Genomic DNA, 19104 nt, shown 5'->3' with positions numbered 1-19104 from the left:
CATGACATCCTCTTCCCCAGGCGCTGACGCCAATGTCCTGGAGCGCGGCGCGAGCTGGCTCGAGACCGTGCTGGCCTGCGCGCTGCTGGCAGCCGTGGCCATGAACTTCGTCAACGTGGTCGCGCGCTATGTGTTCGGCCGCTCGCTGGAGGGCGCGGATGAGTTGCAGATCTACCTGATGGTGGCGCTGGCCTTCTTCGGCTCGGTGGTCGCGATGGCGCGCCGCCAGCATCTGCGGATGGACGTGCTCACGCGCTACTTCCCCGGCGCCATGCGGCGCCTGCTGGACGGACTGGAGTCCGTGGGCGCCGTGGTGCTGTGCGGCTTCGTCTGCTGGATTTCCACGGGCTACGCCATCCGCATGCACCAGATCGGCAGCGTCAGCGAGAACGCGCATATCCCGCTGTGGATTCCGCATGGCGTGGTCGGCCTGGCCTTCGCCTGCATGACGCTCGTGAGCCTCGCGCAACTGTTCAGGCGCGCCAGCGCGCCGCGCCTTGATGAGCGCAGCGCCCTGGCGGAGGGCGTGCAATGAGCTTCGCCCTCGGCCTGCTGCCCGTGGCCCTGCTGCTGCTGGGCTTTCCGATCTTCCTGGTGCTGCTGGCTTCTGTCAGCGCGGCGCTGATGTTTTTCATGCAGATACCGCTGCCAGCGCTGCACCAGACGCTGTTCGGCGCGGTGGATGCCTATGCACTGCTGGCCGTACCCTTCTTCATATTCGCGGGCGAGCTGATGGGGCGCGGCTCCGTGGCTGAGCGCCTGGTGGGCTTTGTCAACGCCGGCGTGGGCTCGGTTCGAGGCAGCCTCGCGGTGACGACAGTGGGCTCCTCGGCACTGTTCGGCGCCATCTCGGGGGTGAGCGCGGCGACCGTCGCGACCATCGGCCGCGCCATGCTGCCCGCGCTGCGCCGTGGCGGCTACCCCGACAAGTTCTCCGCGGGCCTGCTGACCGCGGTGGGCGCCATCGACATCATCATCCCGCCCAGCATCCCGATGATCATGTACTGCCTGGCGGCCCAGCAGTCGGTGCCGCGCCTGTACGCGGCCGGCGTGCTGCCTGGCCTGCTGCTGGCAGGCATGCTATGCGCCTACGTGGTCTGGTATGCGCGGCGCAATGGCATCGGCGGTGGCGAACGCTTCTCGCTGGCCGCGTTCTGGGCCGCCACGGTGCGCGGGCTGGGAGCTCTGGGCGCACCGGTCATCATCCTGGGCGGCATCTATGGCGGCGTGTTCTCGCCCACTGAGGCCGCGGCCGTGGCCTGTGTGTACGCGATCGCGGTGGCCAAGTACGTGTACCGCGAGCTGTCCTGGCGCGACATCCTGGCCAGCGCCGCGGCCACGGCGGTGTTCACGGGCCAGATCCTGATCATCGTCGCCTGCGCCAGCGTGTTCGGCTGGCTGCTCACGGTCAACCAGGTGCCGGCCGCGATGACGGCCTGGCTCACAGGCCCGGACCTGCCAAGCTGGAGCCTGCTGCTGTGCATCAATGTGCTGTTGCTGGTGGTGGGCTGCTTCATGGATCCGCTGTCGGCCATCCTGCTGCTTTCGCCGCTGTTGGTGCCGCTGGTGACGGCCATCGGCGTCGATCCCGTGCACTTCGGGATCATCGTCACGGTCAACCTCTCCATCGGCCTGTTCCACCCACCCTTCGGCATCAACATCTTCGTGGCGCAGAGCGTGCTCAAGCTGCCGCTGGAGACCATCTACCGCGGAATCATGCCCTTCCTGCTGATCTATCTCGTCGCTCTCGGACTGATCACCTACATCCCCGAGATCTCGCTGGCCAGCGCCCGCTGGCTGCTGAACTGACTCATTCCTGCCACATCATTTCTTCGGAGATAACACATGCATCGTCGCCAACACCTGCTGCAGCTCGCCGGCCTCACGGCCCTTGGCTTTGCGCCGCTGGCCCGCGCGCAGAGCTTCACCATGAAGCTGTCGGCCACCACCCAGGCGGAGCTGGGCATCGACTGGCTCAACGCCTACAAGGAGCGCATCGAGGCCGCGACCCAGGGCCGCGTCAAGGGCCAGGTCTACCCGGCCAGCCAGCTCGGCAACGCGCAGCGCACAGTGGAGGGCGTGAGCATGGGCACCGTCGAGATGGTGCTCAACGCCTCGGGTATGTACGAAGGGCTGGACCCACGTTTCGCGGCGCTGGCCGTGCCGGGGCTGTTCGACAGCATGGACCAGGGCATCAAGGTGCTGGCCGACCCGCAAGTGCGCAAGCAGTTGTCCACCATCGCCGCAGGCAAGGGCGTGGAGCTGTTCACCGTGCTCGCGCACTCGCAGTGCAGCATCGTCTCGCGCAAGCCCATCCGCACATTGGCTGACATCAAGGGACAGAAGATCCGCGTGCCCGGCTCTGCGCTGCTGATGGCGCAACTGCGCGCACTGGGCGCCAACCCTGTGGCCATGTCGCTCAGCGAAGTATTGCCGGCCTTCCAGAACGGCACGCTCGATGGCGTCTACTCGGGCACCCCGATTCCCTCGGCCCTCAAGTACTACGACGTCGCCAAGGCACAGACGCTGCTGCCTTCGACCTTCATCTGCTCCGTGGCGCTGGTCAGCCCCGCCTTCCTGAAGTCCACGGGCGCGCTGGAGCCCGCGTTGCGCGAAGCCGCGCGCCAGACCGACGCCGCCGTGGCAGGCCCGCGCGCCAAGACGCGCATCGACGAGGCCAAGATCATCTGGGAAAAGGGCGGCGGCGAGTTCATCCAATTCTCGCCCGCCGATGCCAAGGTTTATCTGGACACCGTGATTCCCGTCGCGATGAAGGAGCTGACGGCAGCGGCGCGGCAGGACTACGAGCTGATCCGCCGCGTGGGCGCGCAGTACCGTACCTAAGCCGCACCTGAGCGCGGGCCTCCGACCAAACCCGAGGTCCGCTTTTTTTGTTTGACCGCCCGAGCACGGCGCGCCTTCCAATTGTCCGGCGCGCTGCAGGGCTTTTGTTTGCCGAAAGACTGCCATGCGCACCTGCGACATCCCCGAGGGCACCCTGCCCGCCCACAATGCCCTGTACTACGCTGGCGCCTGGCACGCACCGCTCGCCGGCGGCTACGCACAGACCTTCAACCCCGCCTACAACGAGCCCATCACCACGGCGCCTGTAGCGGACGCCGACGACGTAGACGCCGCCGTGCGCGCGGCGCATGCGGCCTTCCCGGCCTGGGCCGCCACACCGCCGGCCGAGCGCGGCCGGCTGCTGCGCCGCGCCGCGGCCGTGCTGCGTGAACATGCGCAACCGCTGGCCCTGCTCGACGCGCTGAACAACGGCAACCCGGTCACCGCGCTGGCGCACGACGCAGGCTTTGCTGCCGACTGCCTGGACTATTTCGCAGGCCTGGCGACTGAGATCAAAGGCGAGACGCTGCCCATGGGCAACGGCCACCTTAACTACACCGTGCAGGAGCCCATGGGCGTAGTGGCGCGTGTCGTCGCCTACAACCACCCACTGATGTTCGCCGCGGCCCGGCTGGCTGCACCGCTGGCCGCCGGCAACACCGTCATCATCAAGGCACCGGACCAGGCACCGCTGTCGCTGCTGCGGCTGGCGGAGCTGGTCGGCGGCCTGTTCCCGCCAGGCGTGGTCGGCTTTCTGTGTGGCGGCCGTGAATGCGGCGAGGCGCTGGGCCGCCATCCGCTGGTGCGCAAGATCACGCTGGTCGGCGGCGTGCCCACCGGCAAGGCGGTGATGCGCGCGGCGGCCGACGACCTCAAGCCCGTGTTGCTGGAGCTGGGTGGCAAGAACGCACTGATCGCTTATCCCGACGCCGACGAGGACCGGCTGGTCGACGGCATCATCGCGGGCATGAACTTCACCTGGTCGGGCCAGAGCTGCGGCTCCACGAGCCGGGTGTTCCTGCACGAGAGCATGCACGACCGCGTGTTGGCCAGAGTGGCCCAGTTGCTGCCCGGGCGCCACCGCCCCGGCATTCCAACCGATCCGAAGACCACCATGGGTTCGCTGGTGAGCCGCGCGCAGCTGCAGAAGGTGCAGGGCTATGTGGCTTCCGCGCTGGCCGAGGGCGCGCGGCTGGTGACGGGCGGGCGCCAGCCCGAAGACCCCGCACTGGGGGCGGCTTTTTCTACGAGCCCACGGTGTTCGCCGACATGCGGCCCGACATGAAGCTGGCCTGCGAGGAAGTGTTCGGCCCCGTGATGTCGGTCTTCAAGTGGTCCGACGAGCAGGCGCTGTTCGAGACCGTCAACGCCGTGCCGTTCGGCCTCACGGGCTCGATCTGGACGCGGGACCTGAACACGGCCCACCGCGCCGCACGCCGCATCCAGACGGGCTACGTCTGGATCAACAACGTCAGCCAGCATTTCGTGGGCGCGCCGTTCGGCGGCATCAAGCAATCGGGCATAGGCCGCGAGGAGTGCTTCGCCGAGCTGCTGGAGTTCACCCAGACCAAGAACGTCAACGTAAAACTGGGTTAGGCGATGCAAGAGTATGACTATGTCATCGTCGGCGCGGGCTCGGCCGGCTGTACGCTGGCCTATCGCCTCGGCGCCGATCCGTCGCTGAAGATCCTGGTGCTGGAGGCAGGCGGCGCGGACCGCTCGCCCATCATCAAGATCCCGTTGACCTGGGGACTGATCCTCAAGCACCGGCTCTACGACTGGGGCTATTTCACCGAGCCCGAACCGGGCATGGACAACCGCCGTATCGAATGCGCGCGCGGCAAGGTGCTGGGTGGTTGCACCTCGATCAACGGCATGGCCTACGCGCGCGGCGCGCCCGAGGATTTCGATCATTGGGCGCAAGGCCTCGGCCTGTCGGGCTGGTCCTACCAGGATGTGCTGCCCTACTTCAAGCGCGCCGAGTCGTGGGAAGCGGGCGAAAGCGAACTACGCGGCGGCAGCGGCCCGCTCGCAGTGACGAAGCTGCGCTACGAGGATCCGCTGCTGGACGCCTTCATGGAAGCGTCCGACCTGGCGGGCTATCCGCGCAACGACGACTACAACGGCCACAGCATCGAAGGCTTCGGCCCGATGCAAACCACCATCCGCAAGGGCCTGCGCTGGAGCACGGCCAGCGCCTATCTGCGCCCGGCCGTGGCTCGCGGCAACGTCACAGTACACACGGGGGCGCTCGCACGGCGCGTGCTGTTCGAGGGGCCGCGCGATGCGCCGCACGCCGTGGGCATCGAGCTGTCTGCGGCGGGCAGACTCGAGACCGTGCGTGCGCGGCGCGAAGTCATCCTCTGCGGCGGCGTCATCAACTCTCCTCAGTTGCTGATGCTCTCGGGCATCGGCGAGCCGCAGCAGTTGAGCCGCCATGGTATCGACACGCTGGTGGAACTACCCGGCGTGGGCCAGAACCTGCAGGACCACATCGTCTGCGACGTTCGCTGGCGCCGCGCAGGCGCGCCCGGACCGCTGTGGCGTACGCTGCGGCTGGACCGCATCGGGGTCGATCTGCTGCGCACCTGGATGTTCGGCACTGGCTTGTCGAGCAAGGTGCCGGCCGCCACCGTCGGGCTGGTGCGCAGCCAGCCCGATCTCGCGCTGCCCGATGCGCTGCTGATGCTGGCCGCCGCCCCCATGACGGCGGGGCCGCACTTCAGCCCCTTCATGAAACCCTACGTGGACGCCTTCGGCATCAAGGGCGTGTTCCTCACCCCGGAAAGCCGTGGCAGCGTGAGCCTGGCCAGCACCGACCCGGCCATGCCGGCGCTGATCCGCCAGAACTTCCTGGCCACCGAGGCAGACCAACGGGCCGTGCGTGAAATGGTGCGGCGCATGCGCGAGATCGGCGCGCAGGCGCCGCTGCGGCCGTTCATCGCCGAGGAACTGGCGCCGGGCATCACGGCCACCAGCGACGAAGCCATTGACGCCTTCATCCGCAGCACCGCCATCACCTTGCACCACCCGGTGGGCACCTGCCGCATGGCCGCGGACGGGCAAGCGCAGGGCGTGCTCGACCAGCGCATGCGAGTGCGCGGCGTCGAGGGCCTGCGCGTGGTTGACGGCGCGGCCATGCCTCAGGTGACGCGCGGGCCGACCAACGCGCCCATCATCATGATGGCCGAGCGCGCGGCCGACGATCTGCTAGGCAAGAAATTGATAGCGGGCTCAACCTGATTTCCTAGGCTTTCAAGAGGCTCTTATACTCTTCCGGAAGGCACACGGAAACCGTAGGGTGCGGTGCTTTCTTGAAATTAACGGATCAGCTCGTGCGCCATCGTGTTAAGCCGGTGGCCAGGTTTGACCAGCGCATCGAGGATGCTGAAATGGTTCAAGCCCGCCAGGCTGGCAGCCACCGGAACACGCTCGCGCCCCCAGGCCTGCTGGATCAGGCGGTTCAAGCGCAGGTACTCACCGCTCTCCTGCCCGCCCACCACACTATAGAAGCGCCCCCGTGCCGGACGGGGCAGCCGCGCGGGGCTGGCGGTGTGCACCTGCTGAGGAGTGATGCGCAGCACCTCCTGAAAGCTCGGGGTGTTCATCAGCGGTTGCAGATCGTAGAGCCCTGAAATGCCCAGCGCGCTCCTGACCACACCAGCGGGAAGATCCGCATCGAACACGTTCCATGCGCACGCGAGCATCATCGCCGCCATATGGCCGCCCGCCGAATGGCCGATGACCGTGATGCGCCGCGGATCGCCGCCGATCTTCGAGGCATTCCGCCAGGCCCAGGCCACGGCGCGAGCCACCTGGAGCGTGATCTGGGGAATGGTCACCCGAGGGCAGAACGCATAGGTGGGCATCACCACCGCCGCGCCGGCATCATGGAGTGCACCCGCAATGAAGCTATGCTGGGATTTATCCATGGCTTTCCAGTAGCCGCCGTGCACAAAAACGACCAAAGGAGCCCCCTTGCGGGGCGCATGGAATGCGTCGAGCGTTTCCCGCGGGCCAGAGCCGTAGGGTACATCCAGTTCACAAGGCAATTGCTTGCGCACCAAGGCCGACTCCGCAGCCCAACGAACAAAATATTCTCCGTGATCGGGCACGCGCATGCGATTGTTGTACATGCGTTCGAGCCACTGTGTATCGGGCGAGGCGTAGCGGTGGTCGTCTTCTAGGCGTGACATGAGTAGGGGTATTGTCGCAAACTGCAACCACCCCTGAGGCCGGTTCAGGATCGGGAAAACACGTAATTCCAAAGCCGCCTGCACGATAGGCAAACCGAGCACCCGTCACAGATCCAAAAAAGAAAACAAAAGGCCGCAATATGGTTAAATATATTTGACACCTTGCTTGTTTAAGCAAGAATTACTTCTTGCCGCCCTGGCTAACGCCACGGCGCCCGGAGGAGCGAGTGTCCCAACGAACGAGGAGAATTGAATGACGACAGTGAAGATCCGCCCTTTTCGCCCTTTCCCCGGGCACTTGAGATGGGCTGGCATCGCTGGCATCGCTGGCATGGTGCTGACGGGCTGCGCCACCCAAGGTCCGCGGGCTTCAGCCGACCTGGTGGTCACCAACGCGAAGATCATCACCGTCGACAACAAGAACACGATCGCCCAAGCAATGGCCGTCAAGGACGGCAAGTTCCAACGCATCGGAACGCGCGAGGAGATCGCGGGCATGATTGGCCCGAACACCAAGGTCGTCGATGCAGGCGGCCGTACCATCATCCCAGGACTTACAGACAGCCACTTCCATGACGCGGGAGGCGGGCCTGGCGTCGATATTTCCAAGACACGCTCGCTGGCCGAACTGTTCGCCAAGGTGACCGAAGCCGCGCGGAAAGCTCCAACGGGAGCCGTCGTGGTTTCCAACAGCGACTGGCATGAAGCCCAGTTGGCCGAAAAACGCCTGCCGACCGCCGCTGAGCTTGAAAAAGCCGCCCCAGGCGTACCCGTCATTCTGGTTCGGGGCGGGCACAGCTATTTTCTGAACAACGCCGCGCTGGCCAAATACGGCATCACGGCCTCCACTCCCGTGCCTGCGGGCGGCGCCATTCCCAAGGACGCCAAGGGAAACCTCACTGGCGAACTCACGGACACCGCCAAAAAACTGGCGCCCCTGCCCCCCAGACCCGCACTGACCGCCGACTACCTGATCGCGCAGCAGAAAGTGATCAACTCGTACGGCTTGACCAGCGTGCGCATGCCCGGCATTCCCATCTCCACCTACCGCTTGTTGCAGCAGATGCGAGACCAGAAGCAGGCCACCGTGCGCTACAGCGTCATGTTCCGCATCACCAACCCGGACGGCCTGCAGCCCATCGCCGATGCCGGCATCAAGCCGCTTGAGGGCGACGAATGGGTGAAAGTCTGGGGAATCAAGCTCATGGTCGACGGCGGCTTTGAAGGCGGCCACATGACCAAGCCCTATCTCGACCCCTTGGGCAAGGGCGGCACCTACTTCGGCCTCGAGGTAGTCCCGCAGAGCACATTCGACGACACCGTGGTCAAACTCAACCGGATGGGTTTCCGTGCTGGAGTACATGCGGTGGGTGACGCCGCCGTGGACGAGGTGCTGCGAGGCTACGAGAAAGCCAACAAGGACAAAGACCTGACCAAGGCCGGCTGGGCCATCGAACATGCGTTCGTCACGCGCCCTGACCAGTATCCCCGCATGCGCGCGCTGAATCTGCGCCTGTCGGTGCAGGATCATCTGTACCTGGCCGCCCCCGTGCTGAAGGGCTATTGGGGCCTGGACCGCGCCTCGCAAGTCACGCCACTGAAGACCTACATGGACGAAGGCTTTCTGCTCGCACTGGGCACCGACGCCCCGGTGGTGCCGATGAATCCTTTCTGGGTGATGTACCACTTCCTGACGCGCGACACGATCAGCGACGGTATCTACGGCGCCAACCAGGCTGTGGCCTCGCGCGAGGCGATCCTGCGCATGATGACCATCAACAACGCCAAGCTCACGGACGAAGAATCCATCAAGGGTTCGATCGAAGCAGGCAAGCTCGCGGACTTCGCCGTGCTGTCGGCCGACTACATGACCATTCCTGCGGCCGATGTCCAGAACCTCAAGGCGATGGCCACCTATGTCGGAGGGAACCTTGCCTACAACGATCCCCAATTCAAACCTTGAACGAAGGACGTTGGCGCGTGCTGACAACAATCTTCTCGCACAAGAACCGCCGCCGCGTACTTCTCTGCGGAGTGGCCCTTGCCGCCGCCCATCTCTCGGGCGGCCCCGCCTACGCACACTCCGACGAGGAAGGCCCGGAGCTTGACTTCACCCGTGCTCCGGCCAACACCGTTCTCTGGGGGACCTTGGCCAAGGTGGGTGTGAAGCGCTCTCAGGGAAAGCTCGAGCGTGAATTCCTGCCACCGGTGCGGGCCCTTGCCGGCCAGCGCCTCACGCTCTACGGCTTCGCGACGGCTGTCGACGAAAAACGCGAACCTCAGCGGATGCTGTTGCTGAGCTCGCAGCCGATTTTCTGCCGGGGCTGCGCGCAACCCGTGGAGCCGGAAGGCGTTGTGGAGATCAACTTCGCTCAGCCTTTCGACGTGTGGCGCCATCTCGGCCGGTCACAGACCCTGGTGGTCCAAGGCAAGCTTGAGCTTGTAGAGGATGACACGAAAAGCGTGCTGTACCGGCTCGTCGACAGCACGCCCATTCCCGAACTCCCAGCCAGGAAAACAGCGCCCGTGCCGCATAAAGCCAGCCATTGAAAGCCCGCTCCTCACAGCTTCCCTGTTTTGGCAAAAAGACTAGAATGTGAGCCAACGTGGGGGGGTAGCTCAGCTGGGAGAGCGCCGCGTTCGCAATGCGGAGGTCGGGAGTTCGATCCTCCTCCTCTCCACCACAAACCTAGCAATGAAGCGCCTTTCGGGGCGCTTTTTTCATTTCTGCCCTGTTTGAGGTATGTGGCTCTGCCCTCTAGGCCACAGCTCCAACGCCAAGAACCGCGAGAACAATGAAAATGATCGCGATCACGACGAATATGAAAAACAGGATCTTGGCAATGCCGGCAGCCCCGGCAGAAATACCTGTGAATCCAAAAACGCCCGCGACAAGGGATATGACAGCGAAGATGATGGCCCATGTGAGCATGGTGCAACCTCCTGAGTGTGGATGTGCATTCAGTGTCCCCTACCGCTCACACTCGCCTTGTCAGGCTTGGACCCCGCATTCTGTAAGAGTCGTCCTGCCATGTGAAGCCTGAATTCACACGAGGAAAGGTATCAGGCATTTTTTCCGCTAGCATGGGCCCGCGTTTCATTAACCATAAGAGGAGCCTATGTTCAGCCATATCATGATCGGCACCAACGATCTCGAAAAATCCAAACAGTTCTACGACGCCGTGCTCGGCACGCTGGGCGTAAAGCCTGGGTTCGTGGACCGCCATCGCGTGTTCTGGCGCACCAGCAGCGGCACGTTCAGCGTGAGCAAGCCTATCGATGGCCAGCCGGCCACGCACGCCAATGGCGGGACCGTCGGATTCAACATGGCTTCACCAGAGCAGGCAGACGAGTTTCATGCGGCTGCGCTCGCCAGCGGTGGCGTCGCGATCGAAGATGCGCCCGGCTGGCGCGGCGGCCCGAGTGGCATGTACCTATGCTACTTCCGCGATCCAGACGGCAACAAGATCTGCGGCCTGCACCGGCCGCCCAAGGCCTGAGCAGGCCAAGCTCTCACGCTGACAGCTTCATCCTGGCAGCGACAGCGGCGTATCTCGCTCAGGTATCTCGCCCGGATGTGCAATCATGCGGGTGATTGCAGGAGACCGCACCTCATGCCTCTGCCTCACCCATGGATCGTCTGCGCCGCCGCTCTCCTCGCGCTGAGCGGTTCCCTGGCGCAGGCACAATCGTCGCCGCTCTGCGCCAGCGACAGCCAGCCAGCACCTCGGACGCTGACGGAACGCTTCATCAATGCCGACTGCAGCGATTGCTGGCAAGGCGACACCCCCTGCCGCCACATACTGCGGCCGTGCTTGACTGGGTGCTGCCCGGGCAGCAGGGTGATGACGCGCCGCTTTCCGCCGTGGCCCGGCGCGAGGCGTTGCAAAGACTACAGTTTCTTGGCGAACGCGTGCCAGACACGCAAAGCTCGCGATCCGGCAAGGTACAGGGCGGACGCCACCGGGTGCGCGTCGCACATGGACTGGTGCTGAATGACTATGTAGGCGCATCGCTGCGCTTTACCAGCCGCGCCTCGCTGGCTGAGCCCCTCACTGGCTGGCTGGCCTTGGTGGAGCGACTACCCGCGGGAACCGAAGGCTCGCCGGTGCCGCGCGTGCTTGTTCGGAATTTGCTGGTTGAACCCATTCCAGCCCGAGCAACTGGCAACATGGGCCAGTTGTGGCGCCCCATGAATGTGCCTCCTGGCGCGCAACCCGACCGGCTGGGAGTGGTAGGCTGGGTAAGCGATGCGCGCGGCCGTGTGCTGGCGGTAGCGCAGTCGCGCTGCGCACCATCCGCTCCGGACACGCCGCCCTAGCAGCTACCCTCTGCACGACGAAGCCATTTATTTCGTTCTCAAATATGGAATGCTGGTCTCATTTTGCGGAAGCAAATAATATGCAAACGGAGACACAGTACGCATGCTGAAACCATCTCCGGCGTGCTCAGCGATGCTGCAGTGCACCATTTTCAAGGACCTTCAAACGATGATCTTCAACCGCCGATTCATTCAAGTAGCCGCATTGGCCATACTGGCCGGCGCTGCCGTTCCCGGCATGGCGCAAAGCTCTACAGCATGGCCGAACAAGCCTATTCATTTCGTCACGCCCTACCCTCCAGGCGGCTCATCGGATGTCATCACCCGCTTCATCGGCGATGGAGTGTCGCGCGTACTGGGCCAGCCCGTCGTGATCGAGAACAAGCCCGGGGCTGCCGCTACCATGGGCACCGACTATGCCGCGCGCCAGGCACCTGACGGTTATACGTTCCTGGTCGCGCCGACCGCTGCCGTGGCATTGGCGCCCTACTTGCTGAAAACGGTCAAATACTCCTATCAGAGCTTTGAACCCGTGGCCAAGCTGGCCTCATCCTATGGCCTGATCACAGCGCGCAAGGACGCCCCTTTTTCCGACTACAAAGGGATGATCGCCTATGCCAAGGCACACCCCAACAAACTGACGTTCGCCACCAATGGGGTTGGCTCCATCGTGCACATGACTGGCGTGCAATTGCACAGCGAGGCCGGCGTGCAGCTCACGCACATTCCCTACAAGGGAGCCAGCGAGTCCACCATCGACCTGATGGGCGGCCGCATCGATCTGATGTATGACCCGGCCACTGCACCGCGCGTGAAGGCCGGAGACCTCAAGGGGCTGGCAACCACCAGCGGCGTCCGCAATCCAGAGCTTCCGAACATCCCGACCCTCAAGGAACAAGGCTTCGGTGACGGCACTTCGTTCAGCTGGTTCGCCATCTTCGCACCCAAAGGTACTCCCCAGCCCATCGTTCAGCGCATGGCCGACGCGGTGCGCCAGGTGCTTGAGGCGCCTGAGGTGAAGAAGCAGCTGCAACTCTCGGCGCTCTATCCGAACTATGAAGACCCGGCCATGTTCGCCAAATCGCTGAAACGGGATGCGGAATTGCTTCAGAAAGTCGTCAAGGACGAAGGTTTGAAGCTCGATTAAGCGAGACAAATATGAGGGGTTGCCTGGTGGTGAAGGCAACCCCGTCCTCAAGGGCCCCGCCGATAGCGCGCGAAGGCCACCACGTCCGCAACTTCAGCGATGTGATCAGCCAACTCGCTGGCCAACGCCTCCAGCTTCTCACGCCCCGCCGGCAGCAGGTGCACCTCTACCTGCCTGCGATCAACGGCGCTCGTTCGGCGCTCAACCAAACCCGCCTCCTCGCAGCGTGAAATCAGCGCCACCACGCCGTGTGGCTGCGCTTGCAAGCGTTCCGCTATCTCACTGATCGAGGCCCACTCGCGCCCAGGAAACCCCTGAGTGTGCAGCAGGGCCTGGTATTGCAGCACCGTAATGCCGTGCGCTCGTGCCGCCTCCTCGCTGAAACGGAGAAAACGGCGAAGCCTGAATCTGAAGTCTGACAGGGCTTCGAGCCGCTGCTTGTCAACAAGCTTTCTAGGAAGAGACATGGCTGGCGGCAGGCAGGTAGACCTGACAAAAACAAGGAATGAACTGTAGCAGGGCATCGCCATGGCATAGGCAAAACGCCAAGGGTAATTACTCACACTGTGATGTATTAAAACCTCATAACATGATTTATTCCTGTCAGAAACCTGTAAGAATCCAAGGAGACGAGTCAGTGCATTTACGGATCAAAAGCAAGAAGGACTTCATAGCGGGCCTTATGTTCGCCACAGTCGGCGCGGCGTTCGCGATCGGCGCGTTCGAATACACGGTAGGAAGTGCCGCACGCATGGGGCCTGGATACTTTCCGTTGATGGTGGGTGTGCTGCTGACCGTATTGGGTTTGGCGGTGACTGTATCGGCGCTCGGAGCCAGGCCAGGCGGCGATGGCGACCCTGTCGGCAAGATCGCCTGGAAACCACTGGGTTTCGTCATCGGCGCAAACCTGATGTTTGGTGTGCTGCTTGCAGGATTGCGCAGCATCGATCTACCCGCCATGGGTTTGATCGTGGCGGTGTATGCGCTTGTCGTCATGTCCTGCAAAGCTGGAAGCACCTTTAGCCTGAAATCGGCGTTGATGCTTGCCACGATACTGGCTGTGGGCAGCTATCTGATCTTCATTCTCGGGCTGAAGCTTCAATTCCAGGTTTGGCCAACGTTCATTGGAGGCTAAGCCCATGGAAACGCTCATCAGTAACCTGTCGTTGGGCTTTGAAACGGCCTTCACCTTGCACAATTTGCTGTATGCCTTCATCGGATGCTTGCTGGGCACGTTGATTGGTGTGCTGCCCGGTATTGGCCCGACGGCCACGGTGGCCATGCTTTTGCCTGCTACTTACGCGCTGCCGCCGGTAGCCGCGCTCATCATGCTGGCGGGCATTTACTACGGCTCGCAGTATGGCGGTTCCACCACGGCCATTCTGGTCAATCTGCCTGGCGAGGCGTCATCGGTGGTGACGGTCATCGACGGACACCAGATGGCCAAGAAAGGGCGCGGTGGTCCGGCCTTGGCCGCTGCCGGTCTAGGCTCTTTCTTCGCGGGCTGCGTAGGCACCATGATGCTGGCTGCCTTTGCCGCGCCGTTGACCGAGGTGGCTTTCAAATTCGGTCCCGCTGAATATTTTTCGCTGATGGTTCTGGGCCTGATCGGCGCGGTGGTGCTGGCTTCGGGTTCGCTGCTTAAGGCCATCTGCATGATCTTGCTGGGCCTGCTCATGGGCTTGGTAGGAACCGATGTGAACTCGGGCGTGGCGCGCTACTCTTTCGATGTGCCTGAACTGACTGACGGCTTGAACATCATCGCGGTGGCTATGGGTATTTTCGGCTATGGCGAGATCATCTTCAATTTGTCCCGGCCTGACGAGCAACGAGAAGTTTTCAGCGCCAAGGTATCGGGGCTGTTTCCCACCAAAGAAGACTTCAAACGCATGGCACCAGCCGTACTGCGCGGCACTGCATTGGGCTGCGGGCTGGGCATCTTGCCGGGCGGTGGCGCATTGCTGTCAGCTTTCGCTGCCTACACCATCGAGAAAAAATCCAAGCTCAAGCCCGGCGAAGTACCCTTCGGTCAAGGCAACATTCGTGGCGTGGCGGCACCCGAGGCGGCCAACAATGCAGGCGCACAGGCTTCGTTCATTCCGATGCTGACCCTGGGCATCCCGCCCAACGCGGTGATGGCCCTGATGGTGGGCGCCATGACAATCCACAACATCCAGCCTGGCCCGCAGGTGATGACCAGCAATCCTGATCTGTTCTGGGGTCTGATCGCCTCGATGTGGATCGGTAACCTGATGCTGGTGATTCTGAACCTGCCGCTGATCGGCGTTTGGGTGAAGCTGCTGACCATTCCCTACCGCTGGTTGTTTCCCGCGATCGTGCTGTTCTGCGCCATCGGCGTTTATTCCACCAATAACAACGTGTTCGACATCTGGCTGATTGCTGTCTTCGGTGTCGTAGGCTATGCCTTCCTCAAATTGAGTTGCGAACCTGCGCCGCTGCTGCTGGGCTTGATCCTGGGTCCAATGATGGAAGAGAACCTGCGCCGGGCGCTGCTGCTCTCACGCGGCGAATGGTCCGTGCTGTTCACGCGGCCCATCTCACTGGGCCTGTTGATTGGCGCCGCGCTGTTGCTGGTCATCGTGCTGGCGCCGTCTGTACGCTCCAAGCGCGAGGAGGCGTTCGTCGAAGAAGCAGGGTAAGCAGGCCAACAAACGCGACGGCATCGCCAATCATCGGCTACTCCGCGGTCATGCGCCTCAATACGGCTGCAAATGCCTGAGCCACCGGCGACAGCGACCGTTCGCGCCTGGTGAGGATTCCAATGGTGCGCTCCACCTTGGGGCGCGTCAGCCGGCGGGCGACCAATCGCGGCTCGGCGGCTACGATCGAGGCTGGTGCCACCACCACACCAAGGCCGTGAGCCGCAAGCGCCACAGCGGTTCCAAGCAAGGAGACTTCGTGCTCGATTCGAAGCGCGACACCGGCCTCTCTTGCCGCGGCCTCTATCCTACCCCTGACGCCATAACCAGAACGAACAGTCACCAGGGGAAACATTCCGAGCTGCTTCCACGTCATGGGTGCTCCCGCGGGGAACTGCTTGGATTCGATGGCCGCGGCCACCAAGGGTTCACGCCGAAGAATTTCTTCTTGCAAACCCGCCACCGGCGTCTCCACGGTCCCTACACCGAAGTCGACACGGTCGGCCGCCACCGCCTCGACAAAGTCGCCCGGGGCGACCTCCACGACCTCCACGCGAACTCCAGGCCTCAAATCTTGAAACTGATACATGGCAGGGGGCAGCAGGGTTTGGGCAATGACGGCCGTCGCCGCGACGCGCACTCTTCCCTCCTGGGCGCCGGCGAGATGGGCCATGTTCCGTGACAAGGCCTCCAGCTCGGACAGGGCGCGTTCGGCATAGCCAATGGCTTGCACCGCAGCATCCGTCCGGCGCAGTGCGCGGGTGCTCCGGTCGAACAGCTTCAACCCAAGCTTTTCCTCCAGCTCGCGTATCAGAACTGTGACCGCAGGCTGCGTCAAAGACAGCCGCTGGGCGGCGGCCGATACGCTGCCTGTGTAGTACACAGCCACGAGCGCGCGAAGCTGCCGAATGGACGGCAGCGAAGATAAGGATTGTTTATGAATCGCCATCGGAGAGCTATTTTCCTCCAGGATGGCGCTGTTGGACGCCGCCTCAATCGACCTTGGCGCGAGACGCTTTCACGACATTTCCCCAGCGATCGGTTTCGCTGCGGATGTAGGCTGCCAGCTGGGTTGGGTTCATGGTGCCAGGCTCAAACCCGTCAGCGGACAAGCGCGCACGCACTTCCCGGTTACCCATCACCTTCTCAAGTGCTGCGGAGTAGGCTTCGATCACCTGCTTGGGCGTTCCAGCGGGCGCCACCAGGCTCTGCCAGGCTACCGCTTCGAAATTCTTCGTGCCAGGCGCGCCGGACTCGGCAATGGCGGGAAGCTCCAGCGCTACTGGCTGCCGCTTCAGCGATGTCACCGCCAACGCACGAAGACGCCCCGCGCGCACCTGCTGCAGTACAGGCGGGATATCACTGAACATCACCTGGATCTGCCCGCCGAGAAGATCCGTGACTGCCGGCCCGCTGCCGCGATACGGTACGTGCGTGAGATCCGCCCCCGTGGCAGCCTTGAACATCTCGACGCCCAGATGCTGCGGACTACCGTTACCGGCGGATCCATAGCTGAGCGACTTTGGCTGTGCCTTCGACAGTGCAATGAGCTCGGCAATGTTCTTCACGGGAACAGAAGGATGCACCACTACCAGAAGAGGTACCGCGCCGATAAGGCCGACGGGGAAAAGTCCTTCAAGGGCGAGTAGGACAGGTTGTCGTACAGCCAGGGGTTGATCGCCAGCGTGGTGCTGGTCGCCACCAGCAAGGTGTTCCCATCGGCCGGTGCGCGTGCGACAAATGCGGCACCAAGGCCACTGCCCGCGCCAGGCTTGTTGTCCACGATGATGGTCTTGCCCAACAGCGGCGCCATTTCCTTGGCGAGCATCCGCCCAAGCAGATCCGTCGTTCCACCAGGGGTATAGGGCACCACGATCGTCACAGGCTTGTCCGCTTGCGCCATCAGCGCGGCAGGCGCCGAGCCCAGTGCAGTTACCCCAGCCATCCGAATCATGGCCTCACGTCGATTCATCTCAAACTCCTGGGAACCGCAGGCACGTGGTCCGGCACTCGGCCGCTTCACGCGGGAGAAACCGCCCTGCCCGCACCTGCATAAGGAAAGGTTTGATTAAACACAAACTCGCCTGGTTTGGGGAATGAATCTTCTTTTTGAATTAATAAATAACCCTTATAGGTATTCAATGAGATAGATGTTTTTTATGAATCAATTGCAAGGTTTCATTTTTCATTTGATCCTGTTTTGACTCTAATCATGGGCACTCCCCATACACAAGCCCCACAAGCTTGGCAAACCATGACTCTTCGATCGCAAGCCCAAGTTCTGCAAGCCCAAGTCCTGATCGTCGGCGCGGGGCCGGTCGGCCTGACCCTGGCTACGGATCTGGCTCAACGCGGCATCTCTGTCGTCATCGCGGAGATCCGTCACCGCGGGGAACCGCCGAACGTGAAGTGCAACCATGTCTCGGCCCGCACGATGGAAATCTTCCGCCGTCTGGGCGTTGCAAAAGCGATTCGGGATGCCGGATTGCCCGCGAACCACGCGAACGACGTGTCGTACCGGACCACATTCACCGGCGAAGAACTCTCCCGCATTCATATCCCGGCCCGGCAAGACCGGTATACAGATCAATCCGGGCCGGACGGATGGTGGCCTACGCCGGAGCCTCCTCACAGGATCAACCAGATCTATCTGGAACCGATTCTGTTTGGCCATGCCGAGGCCACCGCGGGCATCCAGATCCTGAGCCGCACTCGTATCGACGAATTCACGCAGAACGAAGGCAGCGTCCGGGCGGAGGGGGTAAATCTGGATACGGATGGAAAAATCACCATCCAGTGCGAATACATGATTGGCTGCGACGGCGGAAGATCGGCCGTGCGCAAGGCCATCGGAGCGAAGCTCTCTGGCACTGATGTGGTCGGCCGCGTGCAATCCACCTATTTCCGGGCACCCGATCTGCTCTCCCGGACGGGAAACATCCCGGCCTGGGCCACCTTCTCACTGAACCCGCGCCGCAGTGGCAATGTCTATGCGATCGATGGCCGCGAGACCTTTCTGATGCACAACTATCTTCGTGCCGATGAGACAGACTTCGAGTCTGTGGACCGGGACTGGGCTCTTCGCACCATTCTCGGTGTCGGCCCTGACTTCAAGTACGAGATCATCTCCAAGGAAGACTGGATCGGGCGCCGGCTGGTCGCTGACAAATTCCGTGACCGCAGGGTGTTCATCTGTGGCGACGCATCACACCTCTGGATTCCCATGGCAGGCTATGGGATGAACGCCGGTATCGCCGACGCGATGAATCTGTCCTGGCTGCTGGCCGCCCGCCTCAATGGCTGGGGGGAAGAAGGAGTGCTGTCCGCCTACGAGGCCGAGCGGCTGCCGATCACAGAGCAAGTCTCCAGGTTTGCGATGAACCATGCCCTGGCGCTTCAGAAAGAGCGCGAAGGTGTGCCTCCGGGCATAGAAGATTCCGGCCCGGAAGGCGTGCAAGCCCGAGCGGCGGCAGGCCGCGCGCTCTATGACTTGAACGTCAAGCAATACTGCTGTGCCGGCTTGAACTTTGGCTATTTCTATGACGCCTCGCCGTTGATCGCGTATGACGGCGAAACGGCTCCTTCATATGCCATGGACCAGTTCACGCCTTCTACGGTGCCTGGTTGCCGCACCCCACACCTATGGCTCGACGACGGGCGTTCACTCTATGACGCCATGGGCCCCGAGTACACGCTGCTGCGCCTGGACCCCAGGGCCGACGCCAGCTCGTTGCAGGAAGCCGCAGCACATCGAGGCGTGCCGCTTGCGGTGCTGGATGTGCAATCGCCGGAAGCCACCCGCCTCTACCAGCATGCGTTCGTTCTCTCGCGGCCGGACCAGCACGTGGCATGGCGAGGCGATCGCATTCCGGAAGACGCGCTGGCACTCATCGATCGCATCCGCGGCTGCTGTACGGCCTGAAGCCGAGGCAACGG

Annotated in this window: 18 protein-coding genes, 1 tRNA gene and 1 pseudogene; 15 read left to right on the top strand and 5 right to left on the bottom strand. The window is 62.9% G+C overall.

Features of this window, described 5'->3' with window-relative positions:
- Position 1: 1 nt before the first annotated feature.
- The 6 genes from WJU18_RS13180 (at position 2) to WJU18_RS13155 (ending at position 6087) form a co-directional block, all read left to right on the top strand.
- On the top strand, positions 2–535 hold the full coding sequence (locus tag WJU18_RS13180; RefSeq protein ID WP_423460492.1) for a TRAP transporter small permease: 534 nt from the start codon (positions 2–4) through the stop codon (positions 533–535).
- Complete coding sequence (locus tag WJU18_RS13175; RefSeq protein WP_423460491.1) at positions 532–1809, top strand: TRAP transporter large permease; 1278 nt, start codon at positions 532–534, stop codon at positions 1807–1809. Before WJU18_RS13180 ends, WJU18_RS13175 begins: the two co-directional genes overlap by 4 nt.
- Positions 1810–1845: 36 nt before the next feature.
- A complete protein-coding gene (locus tag WJU18_RS13170; protein ID WP_423460490.1) occupies positions 1846–2844 on the top strand; it encodes a TRAP transporter substrate-binding protein in 999 nt (332 codons plus the stop codon).
- Between the two features lie 124 nt (positions 2845–2968).
- Positions 2969–4129, top strand: coding sequence for an aldehyde dehydrogenase family protein (locus WJU18_RS13165; RefSeq protein ID WP_423460489.1), 1161 nt, complete (start codon positions 2969–2971; stop codon positions 4127–4129).
- Positions 4102–4440 carry an aldehyde dehydrogenase family protein gene (locus WJU18_RS13160; protein WP_423460488.1) on the top strand — a complete coding sequence of 113 codons (339 nt, stop codon included), beginning with the start codon at positions 4102–4104 and terminating at the stop codon, positions 4438–4440. Before WJU18_RS13165 ends, WJU18_RS13160 begins: the two co-directional genes overlap by 28 nt.
- A gap of 3 nt (positions 4441–4443) precedes the next feature.
- Positions 4444–6087: a GMC family oxidoreductase gene (locus WJU18_RS13155; protein WP_423460487.1), complete on the top strand. Its 1644-nt coding sequence runs from the start codon at positions 4444–4446 to the stop codon at positions 6085–6087.
- A gap of 77 nt (positions 6088–6164) precedes the next feature.
- Here WJU18_RS13155 and WJU18_RS13150 read toward each other — a convergent pair whose 3' ends face one another.
- On the bottom strand, positions 6165–7040 hold the full coding sequence (locus WJU18_RS13150) for an alpha/beta hydrolase (RefSeq protein ID WP_423460486.1): 876 nt from the start codon (positions 7038–7040) through the stop codon (positions 6165–6167).
- 253 nt (positions 7041–7293) lie between these two features.
- Between WJU18_RS13150 and WJU18_RS13145 the strand changes: the two genes are divergently transcribed.
- The 3 genes from WJU18_RS13145 to WJU18_RS13135 all read left to right on the top strand — a co-directional run bounded on the left by WJU18_RS13145 (position 7294) and on the right by WJU18_RS13135 (position 9724).
- Positions 7294–9003 (top strand): amidohydrolase, encoded by a 1710-nt coding sequence (locus WJU18_RS13145; RefSeq protein ID WP_423460485.1) that lies wholly within the window; start codon positions 7294–7296, stop codon positions 9001–9003.
- Between the two features lie 17 nt (positions 9004–9020).
- Positions 9021–9590, top strand: a complete 570-nt coding sequence (locus WJU18_RS13140) for a hypothetical protein (protein WP_423460484.1) — start codon at positions 9021–9023, stop codon at positions 9588–9590.
- Positions 9591–9648: 58 nt separating this feature from the next.
- Positions 9649–9724 (top strand) — tRNA-Ala (locus tag WJU18_RS13135).
- 74 nt (positions 9725–9798) lie between these two features.
- Here WJU18_RS13135 and WJU18_RS13130 read toward each other — a convergent pair.
- A complete protein-coding gene (locus tag WJU18_RS13130) occupies positions 9799–9972 on the bottom strand; it encodes a DUF1328 domain-containing protein (RefSeq protein WP_423460483.1) in 174 nt (57 codons plus the stop codon).
- A 187-nt stretch (positions 9973–10159) separates the two neighbouring features.
- On the opposite strand from WJU18_RS13130, the gene WJU18_RS13125 reads away from it, so the two are divergent.
- From WJU18_RS13125 to WJU18_RS13115, 3 genes are all read left to right on the top strand, one after another.
- On the top strand, positions 10160–10540 hold the full coding sequence (locus WJU18_RS13125) for a VOC family protein (protein ID WP_423460482.1): 381 nt from the start codon (positions 10160–10162) through the stop codon (positions 10538–10540).
- Between the two features lie 131 nt (positions 10541–10671).
- Positions 10672–11361, top strand: coding sequence for a hypothetical protein (locus WJU18_RS13120; RefSeq protein WP_423460481.1), 690 nt, complete (start codon positions 10672–10674; stop codon positions 11359–11361).
- A 103-nt stretch (positions 11362–11464) separates the two neighbouring features.
- On the top strand, positions 11465–12508 hold the full coding sequence (locus tag WJU18_RS13115) for a tripartite tricarboxylate transporter substrate binding protein (protein WP_423460480.1): 1044 nt from the start codon (positions 11465–11467) through the stop codon (positions 12506–12508).
- 47 nt (positions 12509–12555) lie between these two features.
- On the opposite strand, the gene WJU18_RS13110 is transcribed toward WJU18_RS13115, so the two are convergent.
- Positions 12556–12975 (bottom strand): MarR family winged helix-turn-helix transcriptional regulator, encoded by a 420-nt coding sequence (locus tag WJU18_RS13110; RefSeq protein WP_423460479.1) that lies wholly within the window; start codon positions 12973–12975, stop codon positions 12556–12558.
- Positions 12976–13190: 215 nt separating this feature from the next.
- Here WJU18_RS13110 and WJU18_RS13105 point away from each other — a divergent pair, with 215 nt between their 5' ends.
- Both WJU18_RS13105 and WJU18_RS13100 read left to right on the top strand, forming a co-directional pair.
- Complete coding sequence (locus tag WJU18_RS13105; RefSeq protein WP_423460478.1) at positions 13191–13643, top strand: tripartite tricarboxylate transporter TctB family protein; 453 nt, start codon at positions 13191–13193, stop codon at positions 13641–13643.
- Positions 13644–13647: 4 nt separating this feature from the next.
- Positions 13648–15168 carry a tripartite tricarboxylate transporter permease gene (locus WJU18_RS13100; RefSeq protein ID WP_423460477.1) on the top strand — a complete coding sequence of 507 codons (1521 nt, stop codon included), beginning with the start codon at positions 13648–13650 and terminating at the stop codon, positions 15166–15168.
- Positions 15169–15205: 37 nt separating this feature from the next.
- On the opposite strand, the gene WJU18_RS13095 is transcribed toward WJU18_RS13100, so the two are convergent.
- Together WJU18_RS13095 and WJU18_RS13090 are read right to left on the bottom strand one after the other, a co-directional pair.
- Complete coding sequence (locus WJU18_RS13095) at positions 15206–16117, bottom strand: LysR family transcriptional regulator (RefSeq protein ID WP_423460476.1); 912 nt, start codon at positions 16115–16117, stop codon at positions 15206–15208.
- A gap of 43 nt (positions 16118–16160) precedes the next feature.
- Positions 16161–16981 (bottom strand): annotated as a pseudogene (locus tag WJU18_RS13090) (Bug family tripartite tricarboxylate transporter substrate binding protein).
- Positions 16982–17422: 441 nt separating this feature from the next.
- On the opposite strand from WJU18_RS13090, the gene WJU18_RS13085 reads away from it, so the two are divergent.
- A complete protein-coding gene (locus WJU18_RS13085) occupies positions 17423–19090 on the top strand; it encodes an FAD-dependent oxidoreductase (protein ID WP_423460475.1) in 1668 nt (555 codons plus the stop codon).
- Positions 19091–19104: the final 14 nt, after the last annotated feature.

The sequence above is a fragment of the Ottowia sp. VDI28 genome (genome assembly GCF_049532675.1).
GTDB lineage: Bacteria > Pseudomonadota > Gammaproteobacteria > Burkholderiales > Burkholderiaceae_C > Ottowia.
This window is presented reverse-complemented; position numbering and strand designations above follow the sequence as displayed.